Annotated in this window: 17 protein-coding genes; 14 read left to right on the top strand and 3 right to left on the bottom strand. The window is 34.3% G+C overall.

The window, feature by feature from the left end:
- Positions 1–87: 87 nt before the first annotated feature.
- On the bottom strand, positions 88–1,242 hold the full coding sequence (locus TA89_RS09300; protein WP_040212813.1) for an aminotransferase class V-fold PLP-dependent enzyme: 1,155 nt from the start codon (positions 1,240–1,242) through the stop codon (positions 88–90).
- Between the two features lie 160 nt (positions 1,243–1,402).
- On the opposite strand from TA89_RS09300, the gene yedE reads away from it, so the two are divergent.
- From yedE to rfbG, 10 genes are all read left to right on the top strand, one after another.
- Positions 1,403–2,485 carry a YedE family putative selenium transporter gene (gene yedE, locus TA89_RS09305; RefSeq protein ID WP_040212816.1) on the top strand — a complete coding sequence of 361 codons (1,083 nt, stop codon included), beginning with the start codon at positions 1,403–1,405 and terminating at the stop codon, positions 2,483–2,485.
- Complete coding sequence (locus tag TA89_RS09310; protein WP_341349991.1) at positions 2,475–2,684, top strand: sulfurtransferase TusA family protein; 210 nt, start codon at positions 2,475–2,477, stop codon at positions 2,682–2,684. The genes yedE and TA89_RS09310 overlap by 11 nt, the downstream gene beginning before the upstream one ends.
- A 2-nt stretch (positions 2,685–2,686) precedes the next feature.
- Positions 2,687–2,920: a putative Se/S carrier protein gene (locus tag TA89_RS09315; RefSeq protein ID WP_040212821.1), complete on the top strand. Its 234-nt coding sequence runs from the start codon at positions 2,687–2,689 to the stop codon at positions 2,918–2,920.
- Positions 2,921–3,307: 387 nt separating this feature from the next.
- Positions 3,308–4,885, top strand: a complete 1,578-nt coding sequence (locus TA89_RS09320; RefSeq protein WP_040212822.1) for a DEAD/DEAH box helicase — start codon at positions 3,308–3,310, stop codon at positions 4,883–4,885.
- A 212-nt stretch (positions 4,886–5,097) separates the two neighbouring features.
- Positions 5,098–5,853 (top strand): sugar phosphate nucleotidyltransferase, encoded by a 756-nt coding sequence (locus TA89_RS09325; RefSeq protein WP_040212823.1) that lies wholly within the window; start codon positions 5,098–5,100, stop codon positions 5,851–5,853.
- A gap of 80 nt (positions 5,854–5,933) precedes the next feature.
- Positions 5,934–7,958, top strand: coding sequence for a hypothetical protein (locus TA89_RS09330; RefSeq protein WP_052447402.1), 2,025 nt, complete (start codon positions 5,934–5,936; stop codon positions 7,956–7,958).
- A gap of 22 nt (positions 7,959–7,980) precedes the next feature.
- The gene (locus tag TA89_RS17715; RefSeq protein WP_052447403.1) at positions 7,981–9,618 is read left to right on the top strand and encodes a glycosyltransferase; all 1,638 of its coding nucleotides are present in this window, start codon (positions 7,981–7,983) and stop codon (positions 9,616–9,618) included.
- A 91-nt stretch (positions 9,619–9,709) separates the two neighbouring features.
- Complete coding sequence (locus tag TA89_RS18265; RefSeq protein ID WP_156120032.1) at positions 9,710–9,853, top strand: hypothetical protein; 144 nt, start codon at positions 9,710–9,712, stop codon at positions 9,851–9,853.
- Positions 9,854–9,883: 30 nt separating this feature from the next.
- Entirely contained in the window at positions 9,884–10,852 is a 969-nt protein-coding gene (locus TA89_RS09340) for an NAD-dependent epimerase/dehydratase family protein (protein WP_040212824.1), read from the top strand.
- A gap of 57 nt (positions 10,853–10,909) precedes the next feature.
- A complete protein-coding gene (gene rfbG, locus TA89_RS09345; protein ID WP_040212826.1) occupies positions 10,910–11,992 on the top strand; it encodes a CDP-glucose 4,6-dehydratase in 1,083 nt (360 codons plus the stop codon).
- A 113-nt stretch (positions 11,993–12,105) separates the two neighbouring features.
- Here the strand turns inward: rfbG and TA89_RS09350 are convergent, their stop codons facing one another.
- On the bottom strand, positions 12,106–14,169 hold the full coding sequence (locus TA89_RS09350; protein WP_040212827.1) for an MASE3 domain-containing sensor histidine kinase: 2,064 nt from the start codon (positions 14,167–14,169) through the stop codon (positions 12,106–12,108).
- 217 nt (positions 14,170–14,386) lie between these two features.
- On the opposite strand from TA89_RS09350, the gene TA89_RS09355 reads away from it, so the two are divergent.
- A complete protein-coding gene (locus TA89_RS09355; protein WP_040212828.1) occupies positions 14,387–15,496 on the top strand; it encodes an AI-2E family transporter in 1,110 nt (369 codons plus the stop codon).
- 53 nt (positions 15,497–15,549) lie between these two features.
- Here TA89_RS09355 and TA89_RS09360 read toward each other — a convergent pair whose 3' ends face one another.
- Complete coding sequence (locus tag TA89_RS09360; RefSeq protein ID WP_242850109.1) at positions 15,550–18,075, bottom strand: cation-translocating P-type ATPase; 2,526 nt, start codon at positions 18,073–18,075, stop codon at positions 15,550–15,552.
- 331 nt (positions 18,076–18,406) lie between these two features.
- On the opposite strand from TA89_RS09360, the gene TA89_RS09365 reads away from it, so the two are divergent.
- Genes TA89_RS09365 through TA89_RS09375 form a run of 3 tightly spaced genes read left to right on the top strand, consistent with a single transcriptional unit; the run spans position 18,407 to position 20,756 of the window.
- A complete protein-coding gene (locus tag TA89_RS09365) occupies positions 18,407–19,048 on the top strand; it encodes a metal-dependent transcriptional regulator (RefSeq protein ID WP_040212829.1) in 642 nt (213 codons plus the stop codon).
- 13 nt (positions 19,049–19,061) lie between these two features.
- The gene (locus TA89_RS09370; protein ID WP_040212831.1) at positions 19,062–19,994 is read left to right on the top strand and encodes a metal ABC transporter solute-binding protein, Zn/Mn family; all 933 of its coding nucleotides are present in this window, start codon (positions 19,062–19,064) and stop codon (positions 19,992–19,994) included.
- A 21-nt stretch (positions 19,995–20,015) separates the two neighbouring features.
- Complete coding sequence (locus TA89_RS09375) at positions 20,016–20,756, top strand: metal ABC transporter ATP-binding protein (protein WP_040212833.1); 741 nt, start codon at positions 20,016–20,018, stop codon at positions 20,754–20,756.
- Position 20,757: the final 1 nt, after the last annotated feature.

The raw sequence follows: 20,757 nt of genomic DNA on the forward strand, positions 1-20,757 counted from the left end.
AAAAGATACATAGAGAATATGCACTTATAAGCTGCGCTTTGGTGCATATTCTCTTTTTTGATTATTATCAAAAGTATATTTCTATTTTTAAAAGTAATTATTTAAACTTTCTTCTATAGACCTCACAGCATAAGCTATATTTTCCATGGTAGTAAAATGAGAAAAACTGAATCTTACAGTTCCTCTGGGAAAAGTATTTAGTACTTTATGAGCTGAAGGTGCACAGTGGAGACCGCTTCTGGTGCTGATATTATAATATTTATTTAAGGTATGGCATACAACTCCGTTATCTTTATCATTAAAATCTAAAGATACTACCGCTGTCCTATTTTCTGTATCCCCCAGCCCTATTAATTGAACTTTGTCTATTTTCTTAATTCCTTTTATAAATGCCTCAGTAAGCTCCATTTCTTTCTCCCTGATATTAATTATTCCCTGCTTAAATATATATTTTAAAGAAGCATTTAATCCATATATCCCAAGCAAATTTGGAGTACCTGACTCAAATTTATCCGGCATATAGGAAGGTTGAATCTCCAGTTCCGACAGACTTCCGGTGCCTCCTTCTATCAAAGGTACAACCTTATTATTAAGCTCCTCAGTAATAAGAAAGCCTCCTATCCCCTGAGGTCCCAGCAGGCTTTTATGACCGGTAAAAGCTAAAGCACTTGCGCCTAGCTCTTTAAAATTTATATCCATACATCCAGCAGTTTGAGCAGCATCTATTATATAATATATTCCGTGCTTCCTGCATATAGCTCCTACTTCTTTAAGAGGCATAATTGTACCGCACACATTTGAAGCATGTGTGATTATTACAGCTTTAGTATTAGGCTTAATGAGCTCTTCAAAACTCTCCAAAACAAGCTGTCCATAATTATTACAGGGACATTTAGAAAATTCCACTCCTTCTTTAGCTAATGAGTTTAAGGGCCTCATTACAGCATTATGTTCCATAGAGGATATAATTACATGATCCCCTTTTTTAAGCAGTCCTTTTATCAGTATATTTAAGCTATGGGTTATATTGGCTGTAAAAATTACATTCTCAGGCTTATCAAAGTTAAATAATTCACAAAGTAACTCTCTGGTTTCAAAAGCTATATTCTCCGCTTCAAAAGCCTTTGAATAAGCTCCTCTATTAATGCTACCCCCTACTTTTGTTATATAGTTATTTATTGCTTCCGCTACCCCCGGAGCTTTAGGAAAAGAAGTAGCTGCATTATCCATGTAAATTTCCATTTAATCTCTCTCCCCTTATTTGTCATGGTTATTTCAAATATCTATAGACCTTCTTTCACCTATAGAATATAACGATTTAACGAATTATGAATTTTTTGATAACATTTAACTGATGGAATTATTGTTATTATAATAACAGACTTGGAGGGGGATGTAAATTATGAAAGAAAAAAGAGGGATAATCCTGGGAGGCGCTTTGATAGGAATTCTATCAGTAGCTGCTGTGTATTTTGGTAATCCCAAAAATATGGGTATATGTATTGCCTGCTTTATCAGGGATACCGCCGGAGCTCTAAGTTTACACGGAGCTGATACCCTTCAATATGTAAGACCTGAAATACTTGGAATGGTACTTGGAGCCTTTATAATCGCATATTTCAAAAAGGAATTTAGTTCAAAAGGCGGTTCTTCCCCATTTCTAAGATTTTTAATCGGTTTTGCAGTGATGATTGGTGCTCTGATGTTCTTAGGGTGTCCAACAAGAATGGTACTAAGATTAGCTGGTGGAGACTTTAATGCCTTATTTGGAATTGCAGGCTTTACAGTAGGTATAGTAATTGGTATCTTCTTTCTAAATAAAGGATTCACCTTAAAAAGAAATTACAAACAAACGCAATTTGAAGGATTTTTATTTCCTATAATTAATGTTATCTTACTGGCTCTAGTGGCCAGTGGTTCAGTGCTTCTTCTCTTCTCTGCAAAGGGACCGGGTTCCATGCATGCTCCTGTGCTCATATCTCTTGCTTTAGGAGCTGCTGCTGGTATTGTGTGTCAAAGAACAAGGCTTTGTATGGCCGGTGGAATCAGAGATTTACTTCTTTTTAAAGATTCGTATTTAATGTGGGGCTTTATTTCTATAACTGTTGCTGCATTTTTAGGCAACTTAGTCTTAGGCTTTTTTTCACCGGGATTTGCAAACCAGCCTGTTGCTCACACTGATGGATTGTGGAACTTCCTTGGTATGACTGTAGTTGGATGGGGTTCCATACTTTTAGGAGGATGCCCAATGAGACAGCTTATTTTAAGCGGAGAAGGCAATGTTGATTCAGTTGTAACTATTATGGGTATGCTTCTAGGAGCAGCCTTTGCTCATAACTTTAAGCTGGCATCCAGCCCTGCAGGACCTACCCCTAACGGACAAATTGCTGTTCTGCTTTGCTTGGTCTTTTTAGCTGCGGTTTCATTCCTATCAAGAGATTCAAAATTATCCATGAAGATGAAAGGAGAGGTTAGTGTTGGTTAGAATAGACGCCAGAGGAATGTCATGTCCCCAACCGGTTTTAATGTGTAAAAAAGCCCTGGGGGGAAACCCTGAAGGAATAGAGATTTTAGTAGATAATAACACAGCCTGCAGGAATGTGGAAAGATTTATGAAAAATTCAGGCTACAATGTTTCAATAAAAGAAATGGAAGAAGAGTATTTACTCACTGGAGTAAAATAATCATGGAGTATATAGCTACATTTTTTACACATTCAGGAGCCATTAAATTCAGTAGATTCCTTACAAAAAATAATATAGACAATGAGACCTCTCCTGTTCCAAGAAAACTAAGCTCAAGCTGCGGTATCGGCGTGACATTTTATTATCAGGGAAATACAGAAGATATTCACAGTGACGATATGGAAAAACTATTTTCTAAAGTTAATAATGATTACTTATTGGTAAAAGAATTTTAGTTGTAAAACAAAAAGAAACTTTGATGAATCCGGTCAGCCATCAAAGTTTCTTTTTTATTTGCATTATTTTATAAAAATCCCTTCATTGCTATACATTTTCTTTTAAAAACACCCAAATTTCTGTTATGGTTTACATGAAAATCTAAGGTATTTATACCTTGCACACAGGTAAATACTATGTTATAGTAAGTTGTTCGAAAGACGATGCTAAAATTTGAAGATTATATTAATTGACCTTCAATCCTGGTAAGTGAATGTTTAAAATTTTCTATTTTATAATATAGCGTCAGATAAAAACACCGGCTTTTGAATATTCCATAAAGGAGCTTCAGATAATAAATATAATAATATCTGAAGTAAAGTCAAAGAAAAAAGTGAGGATTTTAAATGAACGATATTAAATTTTACAACTTAGGACTTAACAAGAACATACTTAAATCAATAGATGATATGGGCTTTGAAGAGCCTTCACAAATACAGGCAGAAGTAATCCCTGTACTTTTAGAGGGATATGACGCAATAGGTCAGGCACAGACAGGAACTGGTAAAACTCTAGCCTTCGGTGCTCCTATCTTAAATCAGTTAGACACTTCTTTTAAAGGGGTAAAGGCCATAGTTTTAACTCCAACCAGAGAGCTTGCTATACAGGTAAATGATGAAATCGCACGTATAGCCAAATATTCAAGAGTGAAGCTCCTTCCGGTTTACGGCGGGCAGCCTATAGACAGACAAATCAGGGCTTTAAAAAGCGGTATTGACATAGTAGTAGGTACACCTGGTAGAATTCTTGACCTTATAAGACGAAACGTACTTCATCTTGAAAATATACAGTTTTTAGTACTGGACGAAGCTGATGAAATGCTCAATATGGGCTTTATTGATGACATAGAAGAAATAATAAAAAATTCAAACAGCAGCAGGCAGACACTATTATTCTCAGCTACCATGCCCGCTGAAATCAAAAAGCTTTCAAAAAGATATATGAAAAATGACACAAAGCATATATCCATAATAAAAAATACAATGACAGTATCTACAATAGATCAATATTATTTTGAAATTAAGCATAAAGACAGATTCGAATCCTTATGCAGGATACTGGATGTGGATGAACCCTCCAGTGCAATAATTTTCTGCAATACAAAAAGAGGTGTAGATGAGCTTGTTGAATCCCTTCAAATAAGAGGATACAATGTTGAGGGTATGCATGGAGACATGAGCCAAAACCTAAGATTAAACACTTTAAGAAAGTTTAAAGAAGGATCTCTTGAGTTCCTTGTAGCTACAGATGTTGCAGCAAGAGGAATAGACGTGGAAAATGTCACTCACGTTATTAACTATGATATACCTCAGGATATTGAATCTTATGTTCACAGAATCGGAAGAACAGGAAGAGCAAATAAAACCGGTATAGCCTACTCTCTTGTAACTCCTAGAGAATATATGACTTTAAAGCAGATTGAAAAATCTACAAAAGGAAAAATCAAAAGAAAAGATCTTCCTACAATAGACGATATATTCTACTCAAAATACAATAACATCATAAATAGGATTAAGGAATCCATAGAAAAAGAAGATTATAAGAGATTTGTTCCTCTTACTGCAGAGCTGGATGAAGAATTTAATCTGGTAGAGGTAGCTGCTGCACTGATGCATATGGTATACAGTAAAGAAATAAGCTACGAATATACGGAAAACTCTATAGGTTCAGACAATTCCTATGTAAGACTGTTCTTAACCATAGGAAGAATGGATAGGGTAAATCCTAAATCCATGCTTCAGTTCTTTAATGACACCGCCGGTGTTAACAAAGAAGATATTGGAGATATTGATATAATGGAGAAATTCTCCTTTGTTGATGTTAGCGAAAGAGCGGTTGAAGCCCTTCTTAAGAAGAGCAACGGTAAAAGATTAGGAAACAGAAAAGTAAAAATTGAGGTTTCTAAAGGTAGAAAAAATAAATAAAAATAATTAATTTAAAAGGCTCAGTCATAGAGAACTTATATTGTTCTTTGTGACCGGGCCTTTTATATTCCTCTATTTAACGAAAGAAGGTTTTGTCGAAAATAAAGGATATTTTTATTATATTGTATGATAGTGTAACCATAATAATAGGCATAACATAAAATGTTTATATAAGTGAACTTACGAGTAAACGCAAATGAGGAGTGAGAGCTATGAAGGTAGTAATTTTATGCGGAGGAAGGGGTTCCAGACTTAAATCAGAAAAGGACAATACTCCTAAACCTCTGGCACTGGTGAGAGGTAAACCCCTTATTTGGCATATTATCAATATTTACAGAAAATTTGGATATAAAGATTTTATACTTCCCCTTGGTTATGGAGGAGATTTAATAAAGGAATACTTTTATAATTATCAATGGAAAAACAGCAACTTTTCCATCGACTACTCAAAAAGTGAAACTCAGCTTTTAAGCTCCCATGAAGATTGGAAGGTAACCCTTATAGATACCGGTATAGACACAATGACCGGAGGAAGAATCAAAAGGATAGAAAAATATATTGATGAAGATAATTTTATGCTAACCTATTCAGACGGTCTCTGTAATATAGATATAAATAAACTTTTAAAACACCATCTGGATAAAGGGAAAATAGCTACGGTTACTGGAATTGCAAGAAAGAGTCAGTATGGAATAATGGAGGTAAAAGACGGTCTGGCAGTAGATTTTAAGGAAAAAAAATCCTTGGACGGCATAATAAACGGAGGCTTTTTTGTACTAAATAAAAAAATATTTCAATATTTGTGGGATGACAGCAGCTGCATATTTGAAGAGGAGCCGCTTAGGCAGTTAGCATCTCAGGAAAATCTTGCAGTTTTTATGCATAAGGGTATCTGGCTGGCAGTAGATACTTATAAGGATTTGAAGGAAGCGGATAAAGTTTGGGATATGCACAGGCTATACCCTTAACCTTATAATGAGCTTTATGGGCATAAGGCTCATTATACATACTCCGCTATAAGGAAATAAGGGGAGGCATAGAAACCGATATGGAGGATAATTTTATAATTAAAAATACTTTATTTAATAAAAAAAATTGTTATTTTTGTACTTTGGCAAGTAATGAATATACTTTAAAGGTTTTAGCTTTATATTCTTCATTAAAGGAACATTGTCCAAGTTTTCATTTCTGGATATGCTGTATGGATGATGAAATATTTACTTCAATTAAGGGGCTGGAATTAGAAGATATAACCCTCTTTAAGGTAAAAGAAATAGAAACCTCAGAGATATTAAAGGTAAAGCAATCAAGGATGAAAAATGAATACTGCTGGACCTTAAAGCCATTTATTATAAAATATTTACTAGATAAATTCAATTTGGAAGCTCTTATATATATGGATGGAGATATATTCTTTTTCTCAGATCCCACAGAAACATTCAACTATTTAAAAAATCATTCAGTTTTATTATGTCCACAAAGAGACTTAGAGTGGGCTCATAATATTTACGGATACTACCAGGCAGGCTTTATAGGATTTAAAAATGATGAATATGGATTAGCCGCACTTAACTGGTGGAAGGATAAATGCCTTGAGTGGTGTTTCATTAAAGCTGATCCCGAGCATCAAAGATTTGGCGATCAAAAGTATCTGGATAGGATTCCTGAATTGTTTAAAGGGGTTTTAATATCTAAAAACCTTGGTTTAGATGCAGCTCCATGGAACTGCATTTATAATAATAACTACAATATTTATCAAAGAAACAATGAGCTTTACATTGAAGATTTCAAGCTTCTATGCTTTCATTTTGCATGTATAAGCATATTCAACGAGGAGGAATACGACCTTTGGACCTTTGATTATATCCCCATGAAAGATATAGTGAAAGAAAAGATATACTCACACTATATATCTAGACTTCAGAGGGTGCTTCAATATCTTAGAGATTATTCTAAAATTAACGTTTCCTCACTTTTCAGTACATCTTCTCCTAAAAACGCAAAGACTTATTTTAAATTGGAAGCAAAAAATGTAACATCTGATAATGCTTTTAATGATAATTATAAAGTAAAATCTCCTTTGGTGGAGATATCCATTCCCGCCGAGATTCTTCCAAAGGATGTTTCCAATACTCGTCCAAAGGCTTCGGCATATAGCTTCTGCAGTATTGTAAATGAATATAATCTTCCTAAATTTCTGGCTTTATATAAATCATTACAAGCACATGCTTCAGGCTTTCATATTTGGATATGTGCTTTAGATGAGTACATCTTTAATATTCTAAATGATATGCACCTTAAAAACTGTACCATTATCCCCTCCTCCCATATAGAAAACAATCATGTTATAAGAGCTAAATCAAGCAGAAACCTGCTGGAATACTCCTGGACCTTAAAACCTGTATTCATTGAATACCTTATTGAGAATCATGGTGTGGACAGTCTCATATATTGCGATGCGGATATATTCCTCTACTCTTCTCCTGAAGATTTAATAGAGGAATGGAAGGGTCACTCGGTATTTATGTGCAGACAGAGAAGGGATTATGAGGAGGAAAAAATGTATGGAGGCTTTCAAAGCAGCCTTATAGGTTTTAAAAACACCATAAATTCCTTATCAATTATCAAATGGTGGAAAGAAAAATGCCTTAAATGGTGCTATGCCATGCCAGACATTGAAAACAAACTCTTTAGTGACCAGAGATATCTAGATGAAATCCCCTTGCTTTTCTCAGATATAAAATTAATTGAACATCCCGGAATCAACTCAGCCCCCTGGAATATAAATAAAAAAAATATCTATTATAATAACGGAGAAATCTATATTGATGGTGTTAGGCTTATTTCTTATAATTTTGAAAATCTTAAAATTTTGTCTCCTACGGAATTTGACCTATACAGTTCCCCTTCTGTAAAGCTCTCAGAAAAGGATATAAAAAATCTATATGGTCCTTACATTAAAGAAATACAGAAAGTATTAACTAGTCTGCAGGAGTCACACAGCAGCTTAATTTACCAATTATATAAAGATAGGTCTCAAACAAGCTCAATTAATTATTTCAAATCAAACTAACATTGAAAAGAGGTAGCTAAAGATGATACACAATTACTGCACCATCATAAGCAGAGATTCCCTCTATCAGGGACTGATATTATACAATTCACTGAAGCTACATGACGAGGATTTCTGCTTATTCATAATCTGCATGCAGGAAGAAGTTAAAGAACTCTTAGAGCTTATGAATCTGGAATCTGCAAAGATTATAGACTTAAGGGATATAGAGGAATACGACGAGGAATTATCCTCAATAAAGGATCAAAGAAACAGTAAAGAATATGCCTGGACTTGCAAATCTTCCATTATGCTTTATCTCTTTGAAAAGCAATTTTTTATAGACCACATCATTTATATAGACTCGGATGTTGAATTTTTTTCAAGTACTGAAGCCATTTATAAAGAATTTAAAGATGCCTCTGTTTTATTGACCAGGGAAAGATTTTATATTCAGGATAACGAAAGCTGGTATAACCAATACGGAATCTACAATGGAGGATTTATGGCATTTAAAAGGGACAAAAACGCTTTTGAAGCACTAAAATGGATGAGAGAACAGTGTATTAAATGGTGCTTTAATAAAGTAGAAAACAACCTCTATGGAGATCAAAAATATACAAAAGATTGGACAGAAAGATTTAATGGTGTAAAAATATCAGAAAATCTAGGCATTAATACCACAGCTTGGTATGCACATGCCTGTGTTTTAGAAGAAGAAAACAAAAACAAACTGATAAATAACACTCCTATAATATTTTATCACTACAACGGCTTTACTATGTATAACGAGAACGAGTTTGAGCTGTGCATATTTATTAAACTTCCCAAAAAGCTTATAAATCTGATTTATATTCCCTATATAAAAAAGCTTAAAGATATGATTGAATTTGTTAAAAAATATGATTCCGAATTATATGATAAAGCTGTTAAGGATTCTTCCGGAAGGGTTCAGAAAAATTACTATGTTATAACCCCTTCTGTACCACCTAAAGAATATAATTTTTGTACTTTAATTGCAAAGGATTATTTAATTAAAGGATTAACTTTATACAATTCTTTAATTAAACAGGAAAAGGATTTTCATCTTTGGATATGCTGTATGGATGATTTCTCCTTTAATTCATTAAGATCTATGTCTCTTTCCAACGCCTCCTTAATAAAAGCAGACAGCATTGAAGACAGCGAATTACTGCTTATTAAAGATGAAAGAAGCTTAAGCGAATATTGCTGGACAATTAAATCTACCTGGATAATGTATCTGTTAAAAACCTATAAAAATATTAAATCCCTTATATATTTAGATGGTGATTTATTCTTCTTTTCAGGAGTTAAACCTATATTCAGTGAGTTAGAAAACACCTCAGTTCTATTATTTCCCCAGAGAGACAGAGATTTTGTGGAGGATCAGTTTGGGAAATATCAGGCAGGGTTCATAGGCTTTAAAAACGATGCAAATGCTTTAACCTGCCTTCAGTGGTGGAGGGAAAAATGTCTGGAGTGGTGTTCTTCTGAGCAGGGTCTTCCTGATAAATGGGGAGATCAAAAATATTTGGATAGCTGGCCTGAGCTTTTTGACGGTATAAAAATCAATAGCCATCAAGGAATAAATGCAGCGGTTTGGAACGCGAAAAATAATTTGAAGGAAGACAGCGGCAGATTGTATATTCAGCGAATATGAGCTTATATCTTACCACTTTTGCAACTTAATTATCTTTAATGAAAATGAATTTGATCTGTGGAGATGGCCAAACTGGTTTATAGATAGTAAGATGGTGGAATTTATTTATAAGCCCTATGCAGAAGCTCTTAAGGAAACAATTAATACCCTTAGAGATAATTCCCTTGACTTAACCCTGTTAATCACTCCTGAATATGACACAAGCCGTGCTTCAAATTATTACAGAGTACCTTAAAGTTAAAAGGTGCCGGTCAGGAGGAAATAAATGATATTTAAGCTTACCAGTCCATTAAAGGGTAAAAAGGTTTTAATTACCGGAGGCTGCGGTTTTCTTGGTTCTCATTTAGCCAAACGCCTCCTTTCTATGGGTTCAAAGGTATTTATTATGAAAAGAGAAGAATCTAATCCCTGGAGGCTTAAGGAGTATATAAATAGTATAAATTTCTATACAGCAGATGTTTCCAATCCTCCTCAAGTGGATAAATGTTTAAAAACCATTGAACCTGAATATATATTTCATCTTGCTTCCTATGGGGTGGATTCCTCTCAAAAGGATTATTTAAAAGCAGCTAATATAAATATTTTGGGCATAGTAAATGTTTTTAATTCTTTAAAATATGTAGACTGCAGGAAGGTCATTAATATAGGCAGCAGTGCAGAATACGGAAATGTAAATGAAAAAATCACCGAAACTTTCTGTCCTAAACCAGCAAGCATTTATGGCAGCACTAAAGCCTGTGCAACTCTATTATGCCACCAGCTTGCCATGGAAAATGATATTTCTGCTGTCACCCTCCGTCCCTTTGGTATATTTGGCGAGGGAGAGGAGCCTCACAAACTATTTTCCTATATAATACTTTCAATTTTAAAAGGAGAAGCGGTCCATTTAACCTCCTGCGGTCAATACAGAGACTACTGCTATATTGAAAATATCATAGATGCAATGATATTGTGCGCTGAAGATAAGGATGTAAATAACCAGATTTTCAATGTTGGCACCGGAACCTCAAAGCCCTTGAGTCACTATGTAGATTTAATATTTAATCTTATGGGCACAAGCATGATTCCTAACTACGGAAGCATTGCTTATAGAAAAAATGAAATGTGGGACCCCTGCCCTGATATTAGTAAAATAAAAAATGTTACAGGATGGACACCAAAAATAAACCTGGAAGAAGGACTAAAAAAAACAATAGCCTGGTATAAAGAAAATTTAAATTATTTTCCCATTTAAAGTACATTCATCTTTATAAATCAATAAATTTAAGAAGAACGAAAGTGCAGGATAGCTATGAAGAGTGAAAAAATATATTCTGGTAAACGAGTATTAATAACAGGACACACAGGCTTTAAAGGCTCTTGGCTGACACTGTGGATGAAGGTGCTAGGCGCTCAGGTAATTGGTTATTCTTTAGATCCTGTGAATGATTATGATAATTTTAATTTAGCTGTAGATAAAAACTCCATTACAGATATTAGAGGTGATATAAGAGATAAAGAAAAGCTTGAAGAAGTATTCCAAAAATATTCTCCGGAGATTATTTTTCATTTAGCAGCTCAGCCTCTTGTTGGATATTCCTTTGAGCATCCTAAGTATACCTATGAAGTTAATGTAATGGGAACTTTAAATATATTAGACTGTTTTAGAAAATGTGAAAATACAAAAGCTGCAGTAATAGTAACCAGTGATAAATGCTATAAAAATAATGAATGGTGCTGGGGTTACAGAGAAAATGACCCCTTAGGAGGTTATGATCCCTACAGCTCCAGCAAAGCCTGCATAGAAATTTTAGTTTCCTCATACAGGGATTCCTTTTTTAACATCAAGGAATATAGTCATCATAAAAAAGCTATAACCACCGTTAGAGCCGGTAACGTCATTGGCGGCGGCGATTGGTCAAAGGACAGAATAATTCCTGATTGCATAAGATCCCTTGAAAAAAACATCCCTATTTCAATAAGAAATCCTAATTCAATAAGACCCTGGCAGCACGTCTTAGAACCACTTAATGGATATATTGAGCTTGGAGCACTGCTTTTAGAGGGAAATCCCGAACTTTCCGGCTCTTGGAATTTTGGTCCTGACCCAGAAAGTACAGCATCTGTTGAAGAGGTGGTAAATAAAATAATAAACTTCTACGGAACAGGAAGCTATATATGCTCTTCCCTTAATAACAAAGCTTTTCATGAAACCAAAGTACTGAGGCTGGATATAAGCAAAGCCAGAAATAAATTAAATTGGCGCCCTAAATGGAGTTTAGAGAAAGCCCTTGAGAACACAGTAAAATGGTATAAAAACTATAAAAGCTGTGACGTTAATAAGCTATGCATAGATACAATAAATCAATGGCAGAATCCTTCCTTAAACACTTAATTAAAGAATTTTCGCCCCAGGATTTCATTGTATGCTTCAATTGAAGCTTTTAATAAAAAATCCCTTAGGAGTTTACTATATTTAAGTGTACTCCTCAGGGATTTTTCTTCAAATTAAAAATCATATATATCGGAAAACTCTATTTTAGCTTTTTCACTTATACTTCTGGTTTCTATTACTTTTTCACACTGACATTCCTCTTCAGAGGCTAAAACAGGAAAATCTATTATAAATTCTGTTCCTTCATTTTCTTTACTGTTTACGCGAATAGATCCTTTATGCATTTTCACTAAACTTTTAGCAATATATAGTCCCAGTCCGGAACCCTCCTGCTTTCTTGTCAGAGATCTGTCTGCCCTGCTGAATCTTTCAAATAGCACCTTTTGTTTTTCAATTGGAATGCCTATGCCGTTATCACTTATTCTAAGCTCTATGGAATCTCCTCTATCTTTTAAGTTTACCATGATTAGTGCTTTATTATCCCTTCTGAATTTAACAGCATTGGATAAAAGATTTAAAATTATCCTCTCTATTTTATCCACATCGCAAATCATCGTCTTCTCTTCTACATCTGTGTCAAATATTATTTCTATTCCATGGTCTTTTATATAAGAGGAAACAGAAAGTACTACATCTTCTACCACCTTTACAAAATCAACCTTAACACAGTTGATTGCATAGAAACCTTCATCAAATCTTGTAGCATCTATAAGATTATTGGTTAATCTTATAATCCTATAGCAGTTTTGCTTGATTATCTTATTATAGTTCTTAACCTTCTCAGCATTACCTCTTTCAATATAAAGATCGATAAGCTGACAGGAACTATATATAACATTAATTGGAGTCCTGAATTCATGGGATAGGTTTGCAAAGAACTCAGTACGAAGCTTTTCATTTTCTTTTGCCGCCTTCAACTCTCTACCCATAGCTTCCGATAATTTTAAGGAAGCTAAATCTCTAAACAGCACCATTACTATCTCCTCATTGTTAATATTAACAGGTAGAGTAGTAATCTCTACATCTAAACTGCAGCCTTGAGTATCCAAAATCTTTTCCTGCGAATTTATTACAATTTCGCCTTTATCTACTTCCTCCACTTCCTTTTTAACTATATACAAATAATCCGGATGCACTAAATCATAAATACTTTTTCCAATTATCTGCTCCTTGCTTTCTGCCTTCAAAAGGGTTACTGTCCTGTCATTAACAAATACAATCTTATTTCCTTTTCTTAAAAGTACAGCAATGGGGAGATTTTCCACCAAATTATTATAGGTTTTTTCTTTTGCAGCAAGTTCTTCCTCTGCTTCCTTTAATTCTTTATACTGATTATTCAGCTTTAAAAGTGCTTCCTGCAATTCATAATTCTTTTCTAAAAGTTTTGTATTTAACAGTCTTACAGGCTGCTTAAGAGTCCCCTTTACTATTGCTCTGTATATTAAAAATATAAATGCGAGTTTAAAATAATGAGACATAATAATTGAAGCATCATATGTTTTAATATAAAAGATTATTGACAATTTAGATAAGATACCAAAGATTAATGCCGTTGTTATGTACCAAGCAGCATCCTTTTCAAGCTCTTTCCTTTTAAAATAAAGTATCACCATATTTATAATATAAATTAAAACTATTGTAATTTCATTTATAGGATTAAGGTGTCCTACAGTAACCCAATAAAAATATTGATTTGGAATCATGTTTCCGTGTATCAAAATCAGCATAATAATTGGAACTGCCAAAAAAATATGTATAGCTGAGCTTACTTTTTTATTTTTGTGATAATTTTCAAGAAAAAGCATAACTCCCAGACTCATGATGTATGCTACACAAAGTGAGAATATATAGGAAAGTCTTATTGATTGAACTATTCCTATATTCACTCCTTCATGAAATACAACATGAGATAATTCAAAAATACAGATAAAGGAAAAATATACCCCTAAAAATGAAAACCATTTATTTTTAGAAATATCCTTTGTGTTATATATTATGGTGGCTACATTAAAACATAAAAATATAATGACTAACTCAATAATAAAATGAAATAAATAAATATTTTTCTGACCTAAAAATATCACAATTGGTAAAATGGATATTATGATTAAAATGCTCCATAAATGAAAACTCTTTTTAACCTGGGAAGCTTTAAAAGTATATCTTTGTTCCTCCATTTAATTCCCTCCTACAGGTGTTTGACATTAATAACAACATTAAATTATTCGACAATATTTTCTATTTTCCTTTATTAAATTACATCTTTATATCTACCCATCTTTTAAAATTCATTGATATTTCCAATGTTAAATAAATGCAATTTTTCATCTTATATTGAAGAAAAAACTGTTTTAAAGTAATATATAGAAGAGTAATTGTTAAAGGAGCATTTAAATGAAAGACAATAAGAGAATTCCTTATTTAAAGATTTTACCTATTATACTTATTTCACTTGCCGCATATAAAATAATTGATAATACAGATGCTGTTTTGAAGGTATTAAAGTCGTTTTTTTCCCTCATAACGCCTTTTTTATGGGCTTTTGGATTTGCTTATTTTTTAAACCCTCAAGTAAAATATCTGGAAAGAAAATTTAAACTAAAAAGGATATTGAGCTTGTTTATCGTGTATGTAGTGTTATTAGGAGTGCTTTCCTTTGCCATCGGAATAGTTACTCCAAGGCTTTTAGATAATGTAAAACAAATTGTTGTTGACATTCCCTCTTATATAAATGCTACGGAAAACTTTATAAATTCTGCTTCTGAGAATCTTAATATTTTAGGAAATGATGAGGTTGCAGGCTATATAAGAAGTAATGCCATACAGTTCATAGAGAAATTTGGAAAGCTTTTGGAGGCAGGTCTTAACGTAGCATTATTTAAAATAATAAGCTTTACCTCAGGATTTTTTAAAGTTATAGTGGGATTGCTAATTTCAACATATATGTTAATGGATAAAGAAAAGATAATAGATTCCATAAAAAAATTCATTTATGCATTTTTAGGCTATAAAAAGGGTAATCAGCTCATTGAGTTCGGTGTAGAGGTGGATAGGATATTTTCTAAATATATTATAGGAAAGGTAATTGATTCTGCTATAATCGGAGTTTTATGTCTAATCCTTCTTGCCGCCATAAAATCACCTTTTACAGTACTTATAAGCATAATTGTAGGTATAACAAATATGATTCCATACTTTGGACCATTTATAGGTATGATTGTAGGCGGAATAATAGTACTTTTTGCAAGTCCTATAAAAGCCATATGGGTAGTTATAGTTATATTTATACTTCAACAGTTTGACGGATGGTATCTTGGACCTAAGATTCTAGGGGATAAAGTAGGCTTAAGCCCTCTATGGATTATATTTGCAGTTATAGTAGGAGGAGGATTCTTCGGTGTTATGGGAATGCTCTTTGGAGTCCCATTTATAGCAGCACTCAGAATTCTAGTGGATGAAATCATAGATAAAAAACTTGAAACTAAATCCAAAGAAATAGAATAAAATAAATAATTCTCAGCTTTTGAAGGTAATCTTCATAAGCTGAGAATTATATTTTATTTAGGAGTTAATAATTCTTGAGGCTTCCTTCCATAAAGCTTTACTGCTTCCCACCATACTGAAGATACAATCCCTAGCAAAACTGCCGATATAACCATGGTTAAACTTAAGCTGGCAGTTTTAAATATCTCCTGAAGAAAAGGTATATAGGTAATGGCTGCCGCCATAATTACAGCAAGACTGTTTATTAGGAGTCTGGCTGTATTTTTTCTTTCTCTAAAAATATTAAAGAGCATTTCAGTATTAGACCTATTAACCATTACCAAGACAACATTGGAAACTGCTATGGTAATAAGTGCAAAGCTTCTGGCAGTTTCAACGGATACTCCTTTACTTAATAAATGGTTAAAGGGAACAAAAGCCGCTATAAACATGGAAAACCCCTGAAGAATCACCTTAAACACCATACCTCTGGTTAAAAGAGGCTCTTTAGGAGATCTTGGCTGCTGATTCATAATATATGCTTCCGCTTCTTCTCCTTCAAATACAATGGAACAGGTAGGATCTATAATCATCTCAAGAAAAAGTATATGCACCGGCAGAAGCAACTGCGGCAGGCTGAATAGCGGAGCCAGCAAAGCAATAGCTATTATAGGTATATGAAGAACCATTATATATACCATAGCTTTTCTTATATTATCAAATATTCTTCTTCCATCCTTTATTGAATTTACAATAGTTTGAAAGTTATCATCCATCAAGACCATATGAGCAGCTTCCTTTGCCACCTCTGTGCCTCTTTCCCCCATTGCTATGCCTATATCGGCATTTTTCAGTGCCGGTGCGTCGTTTACTCCATCCCCGGTCATTGCAACTATTTCTCCATTCTCCTGAAGAGCTTTAACTATCCGCATTTTATGTTCAGGAATTACCCTTGAAAAAATATTGCATACATTAACAGCCTTCTTTAGTTCTAAGTCATTCATCTTATCCAGCTGTTCTCCTGTAATCACCGAACCCTTTAAAATAAGCCCCGCCTCCCTGCCTATGGACATTGCAGTCTTGCTGTAATCCCCTGTTATCATAACCACCCTTATCCCCGCTTTTCTACACACTTCAATGCATTCCTTAACTCCTTCTTTAACGGTATCTCTAAAGCCTATGATTCCGCGAAAATTCAACACATAATCTTCAACATTTTCATGGAGAATATCAGAATGCACATCAGCCAATACTATAATCCTCAGGGTTTCTTCAGCCATTGAATCAGCATCCTTCTTTAATTTATCCATTATCTCAGAAGGCAAATTGCATAAATGCAGCACTGATTCAACAGACCCCTTCACCGCAGCATAGTATCCTGATTCCATGTTATATATCTTTACTGTTCTTTTGGTTTCCGGATTAAAAGGAATTTTGACTTTCACATTGTTTAAGAGTTCTTTATCCTTCTCATTAACAAAGTTATCAGCATAAAGCAACATAGCTTTTTCCATGGAGTCATTGGGTTCTTTTTCACAGCTGAGAATCATTAACCTCCTTAGTGCTTTATCTTTGTATTCCTCTGCATTGTATATTTTATCTGTGCATATCTTTACTAGCTCCATATCATTGTTTGTTATAGTCCCTGTCTTGTCAACAGCCAGCACAGTGGCGGAACCAAGGGTTTCCACCGCAGATACCTTTCTCATGAGAGTATGGTTTTTGCTGAGCCTATATGCTCCCAGGGAAAGAAAAACTGTTAAAACCACAGGAAATTCCTCAGGTATTATTGCCATGGCTAAAGTGATGCCGGACATTAGGCTCTTAAGGATGTTTCCTGTGTTTAAATAGTCTAATAATACCGCCAGTACACACAGAATCATCCCCGCAGCAGCAAGACTTTTCACCAGGGAACCCACCTTTTTCTGCAGAGGTGTTGTTACTTCTCTGCTTTCCTTTATGCATCTGCTTATCTTCCCATATTCAGAGTTTATTCCTGTAGACTTTACTTTCATTATGCAGCTTCCGTAAAGGGAAATAGTACCTGAATATAAACATCTTTGAGAACCTTCGTTAACTACTAAATCTTTCTTTTCATAATTACTGACCTTCTTTAAAACAGGCTCCGCTTCACCGGTTAAAAGAGATTCATCCACATAAAAACTGCTGGCTTCTATAACTTCTCCATCTGCAGGTATCCTTTCACCCTCGGATATATAAACTATATCCCCGGGAACTAATTCAACACTTTTAATTTTTTCCTTTTTGGAATCTCTAAGTACTGTTACCTCTGAAGCGGTAAGTTTTTTTAAAGCTTCTAAGGATTTTTCTGTTCTCCATTCCTGCACAAAGGTTATACCGGAAACAAATGCAACAAAAAACAGCATAGTATATGCTTCACTTATTTCCCCCAAAATAAAATAAAGCAGTGAAGTTCCGAAGAGTAATAAAAACATAGGTTCTTTAAAAACACTTATAAACTTATTAACTACACCGAATTTACTGCCACAGGGGATTTCATTATAGCCAAAGATTTCTCTAAGCTCATTAACCTGCCAAGAAGATAAACCTTTAATCTCCTTATAATCCACAATATTCACTCTCACTTTCTCCGGTAGGGTTTTGTTTTAAATAACCTGTATGTTTCATTATATGCACAGATACTTTCATTGCTATCAAATGATAATAGTACAAGTATATTTTCTCATTAAAAACTTTAGTTTATCTTTTCAACGTAGTTAGAATTATTATCAATTGATATAATCTTTTATTCTCCTCTTCTAAAAACAAATTTTTGCTAAGCAGAAGTTGTTTACATTTTATTAATAATTATTATCATTAAAAAGACTTTATTATTTATCTTTTAGGTGGTATTATATAAGTAAGTTAGGGATACCTAAAATATTTTATTAGGATTATTTAGGAGGTATTATGACAAGAAATAAGCAGGATTATTTAAAAATAATTTATGAATTAGGTGGGAATATAAATCCCGTTAATAATAAAGATATAGCTTCTGCTTTAGGAGTGTCTCCTCCTTCTGTAAGCGAAATGATAAAAAAGCTTTTAGAGGAAGGTTATTTAGAGTATACCCCTTATAAAGGTATAAAACTTACAGATTACGGAATAAAGGAAGCTTCTAAAATAGTACGAAAGCATAGACTATGGGAAGTATTTCTCATTAATCATCTTGGTTACAGCTGGGATGAAGTTCATGATGAAGCGGAAAAGCTTGAACATGTTACCAGCTCTCAGCTTGAAAAACGGCTTCAGGAATATTTAAATTTTCCAAAGGCCTGTCCTCATGGAAGCCTTATCCCTTACTCAGAAGAGGATGTGGACTCTACACCCTACAGAAGCTTGGACACCCTTAAAGAAGGAGAAAAGGCTGTAATTAAAAGAGTAACAGATAAAAAACCCCTGCTTAAATACCTTATGCATTTAGGTCTGGCTATAGGAGATGAAATTTCAATAATTAATCTTGCTCCCTATAACGGTCCAATCACATTAATAAAGCAGGATAAAAAAATAATAATAGGTAAAGAAGCATCAGAGCTTATCTATGTAGAGTAAAGGAGTGAGTTAATTGAAGAAAGTCATTATCCCCATATTTATAACATTGATTTTAGTAACGGTATTATCAGGATGCAATCCAGGAAAAAAATCTGAAACTCCCGATGGGAAATTCCGGGTGGTAGCAACCACTACTATGCTTGCAGACATGACAAGAACACTGGGTGGAGACCATATACAAGTGGAAGGTCTTATGGGACCTGGAATAGATCCTCACTTATATAAAGCCAGTGCCGGGGATGTAAAACTTATGCAGAAGGCAGATATGGTAGTATACACCGGTCTCCATCTGGAAGGAAAAATGGGTGAAATATTTGAAAACCTCACAGATATCGACAAGAAGGTGGTTAATGTTTCTAACGGTATCGATAAAAGCAGACTTTTAATGTCAGAGGATAATGCTGAAGCATATGATCCCCACATATGGTTTGATGTAAGCTTATGGAAGGATTCTGCAAAGGAGCTTGCAAAAGGACTCAAGGAATTAGACAGCCAGCATGCTGAGGAATATGAGAATAACCTTCAGTCTTATTTGAAAGAATTAGACGGTTTAAATGACTATATAGTTAAGAGGATTTCAGAGCTTCCTGAAGAAAAGCGAGTTCTTATAACAGCTCATGATGCATTTAATTACTTTGGTCATGCTTACGGATTTCAAGTAAAAGGACTTCAGGGTATAAGCACAGCATCTGAAGCTGGTACCTCAGATCTTAGAAATCTTGCTAACTTTATAGTAAAGCACCAGATTAAAGCGGTATTTGTTGAATCTTCAGTGCCCAAAAAGAATATTCAGGCGCTTCAAGAAGCTGTAAAGGCTCAAGGCTTTTATGTAGAAATCGGTGGAGAGCTATATTCAGACTCCCTAGGTGATGAAGGTTCGGGAGATGAAACCTATATTAAAACCTTCAAAAGCAATATAGATACTATAGTGGATGCTTTAAAATAGCATAAATCAGGAGGTAGACGTATGAAAGATAATAAGGATTATTTAATAGAAGTTGAAGATATGACAGTGGCCTATCAGGTTAAACCTGTTTTATGGGATGTAGATTTAAAAATTCCAGGTTCAGTTTTAATGGCAATTGTAGGTCCTAACGGCGCAGGAAAATCCACACTGATTAAGGCAATGCTTAATTTGATAAAACCCATCTCAGGAAAGGTAACCTTTAATGGGGAAAGCTATAAAGAGCAGAGAAAAAATATAGCCTATGTTCCTCAAAGCGGAAGTGTAGACTGGGACTTTCCCGCTAATGTACTGGATGTAGTTTTAATGGGCCGCTACGGATTATTAGGTTGGATAAAGCGTCCCACAGCTAAAGATAAAGCAATAGCTTTAGAAGCCTTAGAAAAAGTAGGAATGAAAGAATTTGCAGACAGACAGATAAGCCAGCTTTCCGGAGGACAGCAGCAGAGGGTTTTCCTGGCAAGAGCTCTGGTTCAAGAAGCTGAAATATATTTTATGGATGAGCCTTTTCAAGGGGTGGATGCCAAAACTGAAAAAGCCATCATAGCCCTTTTAAAGGAGTTAAGAGAAAAAGGGAAAACAGTAATAGTTGTTCATCATGACCTTCAAACCGTTCCTGAATATTTTGACTGGGTTACACTTTTAAACACTCAGGTAGTGGCAAGCGGACCGGTAAAGGAAGTATTTACTGATGAAAACCTTAAAAAGGCTTATAGAAGTACAGGACAAATATTGAAAAGGTAGG

Origin of the sequence: Clostridium polynesiense, from assembly GCF_000820705.1 — a bacterium.
Taxonomy (GTDB): domain Bacteria; phylum Bacillota; class Clostridia; order Clostridiales; family Clostridiaceae; genus Clostridium_AA; species Clostridium_AA polynesiense.

What these genes read in the sequence shown, in the direction of transcription:
- TA89_RS09350 (WP_040212827.1), bottom strand. Translation starts at nt 14,169, where the DNA reads ATGGAGGAACAAAGATATACTTTTAAAGCTTCCCAGGTTAAAAAGAGT.
- TA89_RS09300 (WP_040212813.1), bottom strand. Translation starts at nt 1,242, where the DNA reads ATGGAAATTTACATGGATAATGCAGCTACTTCTTTTCCTAAAGCTCCG.
- TA89_RS09340 (WP_040212824.1), top strand. Translation starts at nt 9,884, where the DNA reads ATGATATTTAAGCTTACCAGTCCATTAAAGGGTAAAAAGGTTTTAATT.
- TA89_RS17715 (WP_052447403.1), top strand. Translation starts at nt 7,981, where the DNA reads ATGATACACAATTACTGCACCATCATAAGCAGAGATTCCCTCTATCAG.
- TA89_RS09375 (WP_040212833.1), top strand. Translation starts at nt 20,016, where the DNA reads ATGAAAGATAATAAGGATTATTTAATAGAAGTTGAAGATATGACAGTG.
- TA89_RS09320 (WP_040212822.1), top strand. Translation starts at nt 3,308, where the DNA reads ATGAACGATATTAAATTTTACAACTTAGGACTTAACAAGAACATACTT.
- TA89_RS09315 (WP_040212821.1), top strand. Translation starts at nt 2,687, where the DNA reads ATGGAGTATATAGCTACATTTTTTACACATTCAGGAGCCATTAAATTC.
- yedE (WP_040212816.1), top strand. Translation starts at nt 1,403, where the DNA reads ATGAAAGAAAAAAGAGGGATAATCCTGGGAGGCGCTTTGATAGGAATT.
- TA89_RS18265 (WP_156120032.1), top strand. Translation starts at nt 9,710, where the DNA reads ATGGTGGAATTTATTTATAAGCCCTATGCAGAAGCTCTTAAGGAAACA.
- rfbG (WP_040212826.1), top strand. Translation starts at nt 10,910, where the DNA reads ATGAAGAGTGAAAAAATATATTCTGGTAAACGAGTATTAATAACAGGA.
- TA89_RS09355 (WP_040212828.1), top strand. Translation starts at nt 14,387, where the DNA reads ATGAAAGACAATAAGAGAATTCCTTATTTAAAGATTTTACCTATTATA.
- TA89_RS09365 (WP_040212829.1), top strand. Translation starts at nt 18,407, where the DNA reads ATGACAAGAAATAAGCAGGATTATTTAAAAATAATTTATGAATTAGGT.
- TA89_RS09330 (WP_052447402.1), top strand. Translation starts at nt 5,934, where the DNA reads ATGGAGGATAATTTTATAATTAAAAATACTTTATTTAATAAAAAAAAT.
- TA89_RS09325 (WP_040212823.1), top strand. Translation starts at nt 5,098, where the DNA reads ATGAAGGTAGTAATTTTATGCGGAGGAAGGGGTTCCAGACTTAAATCA.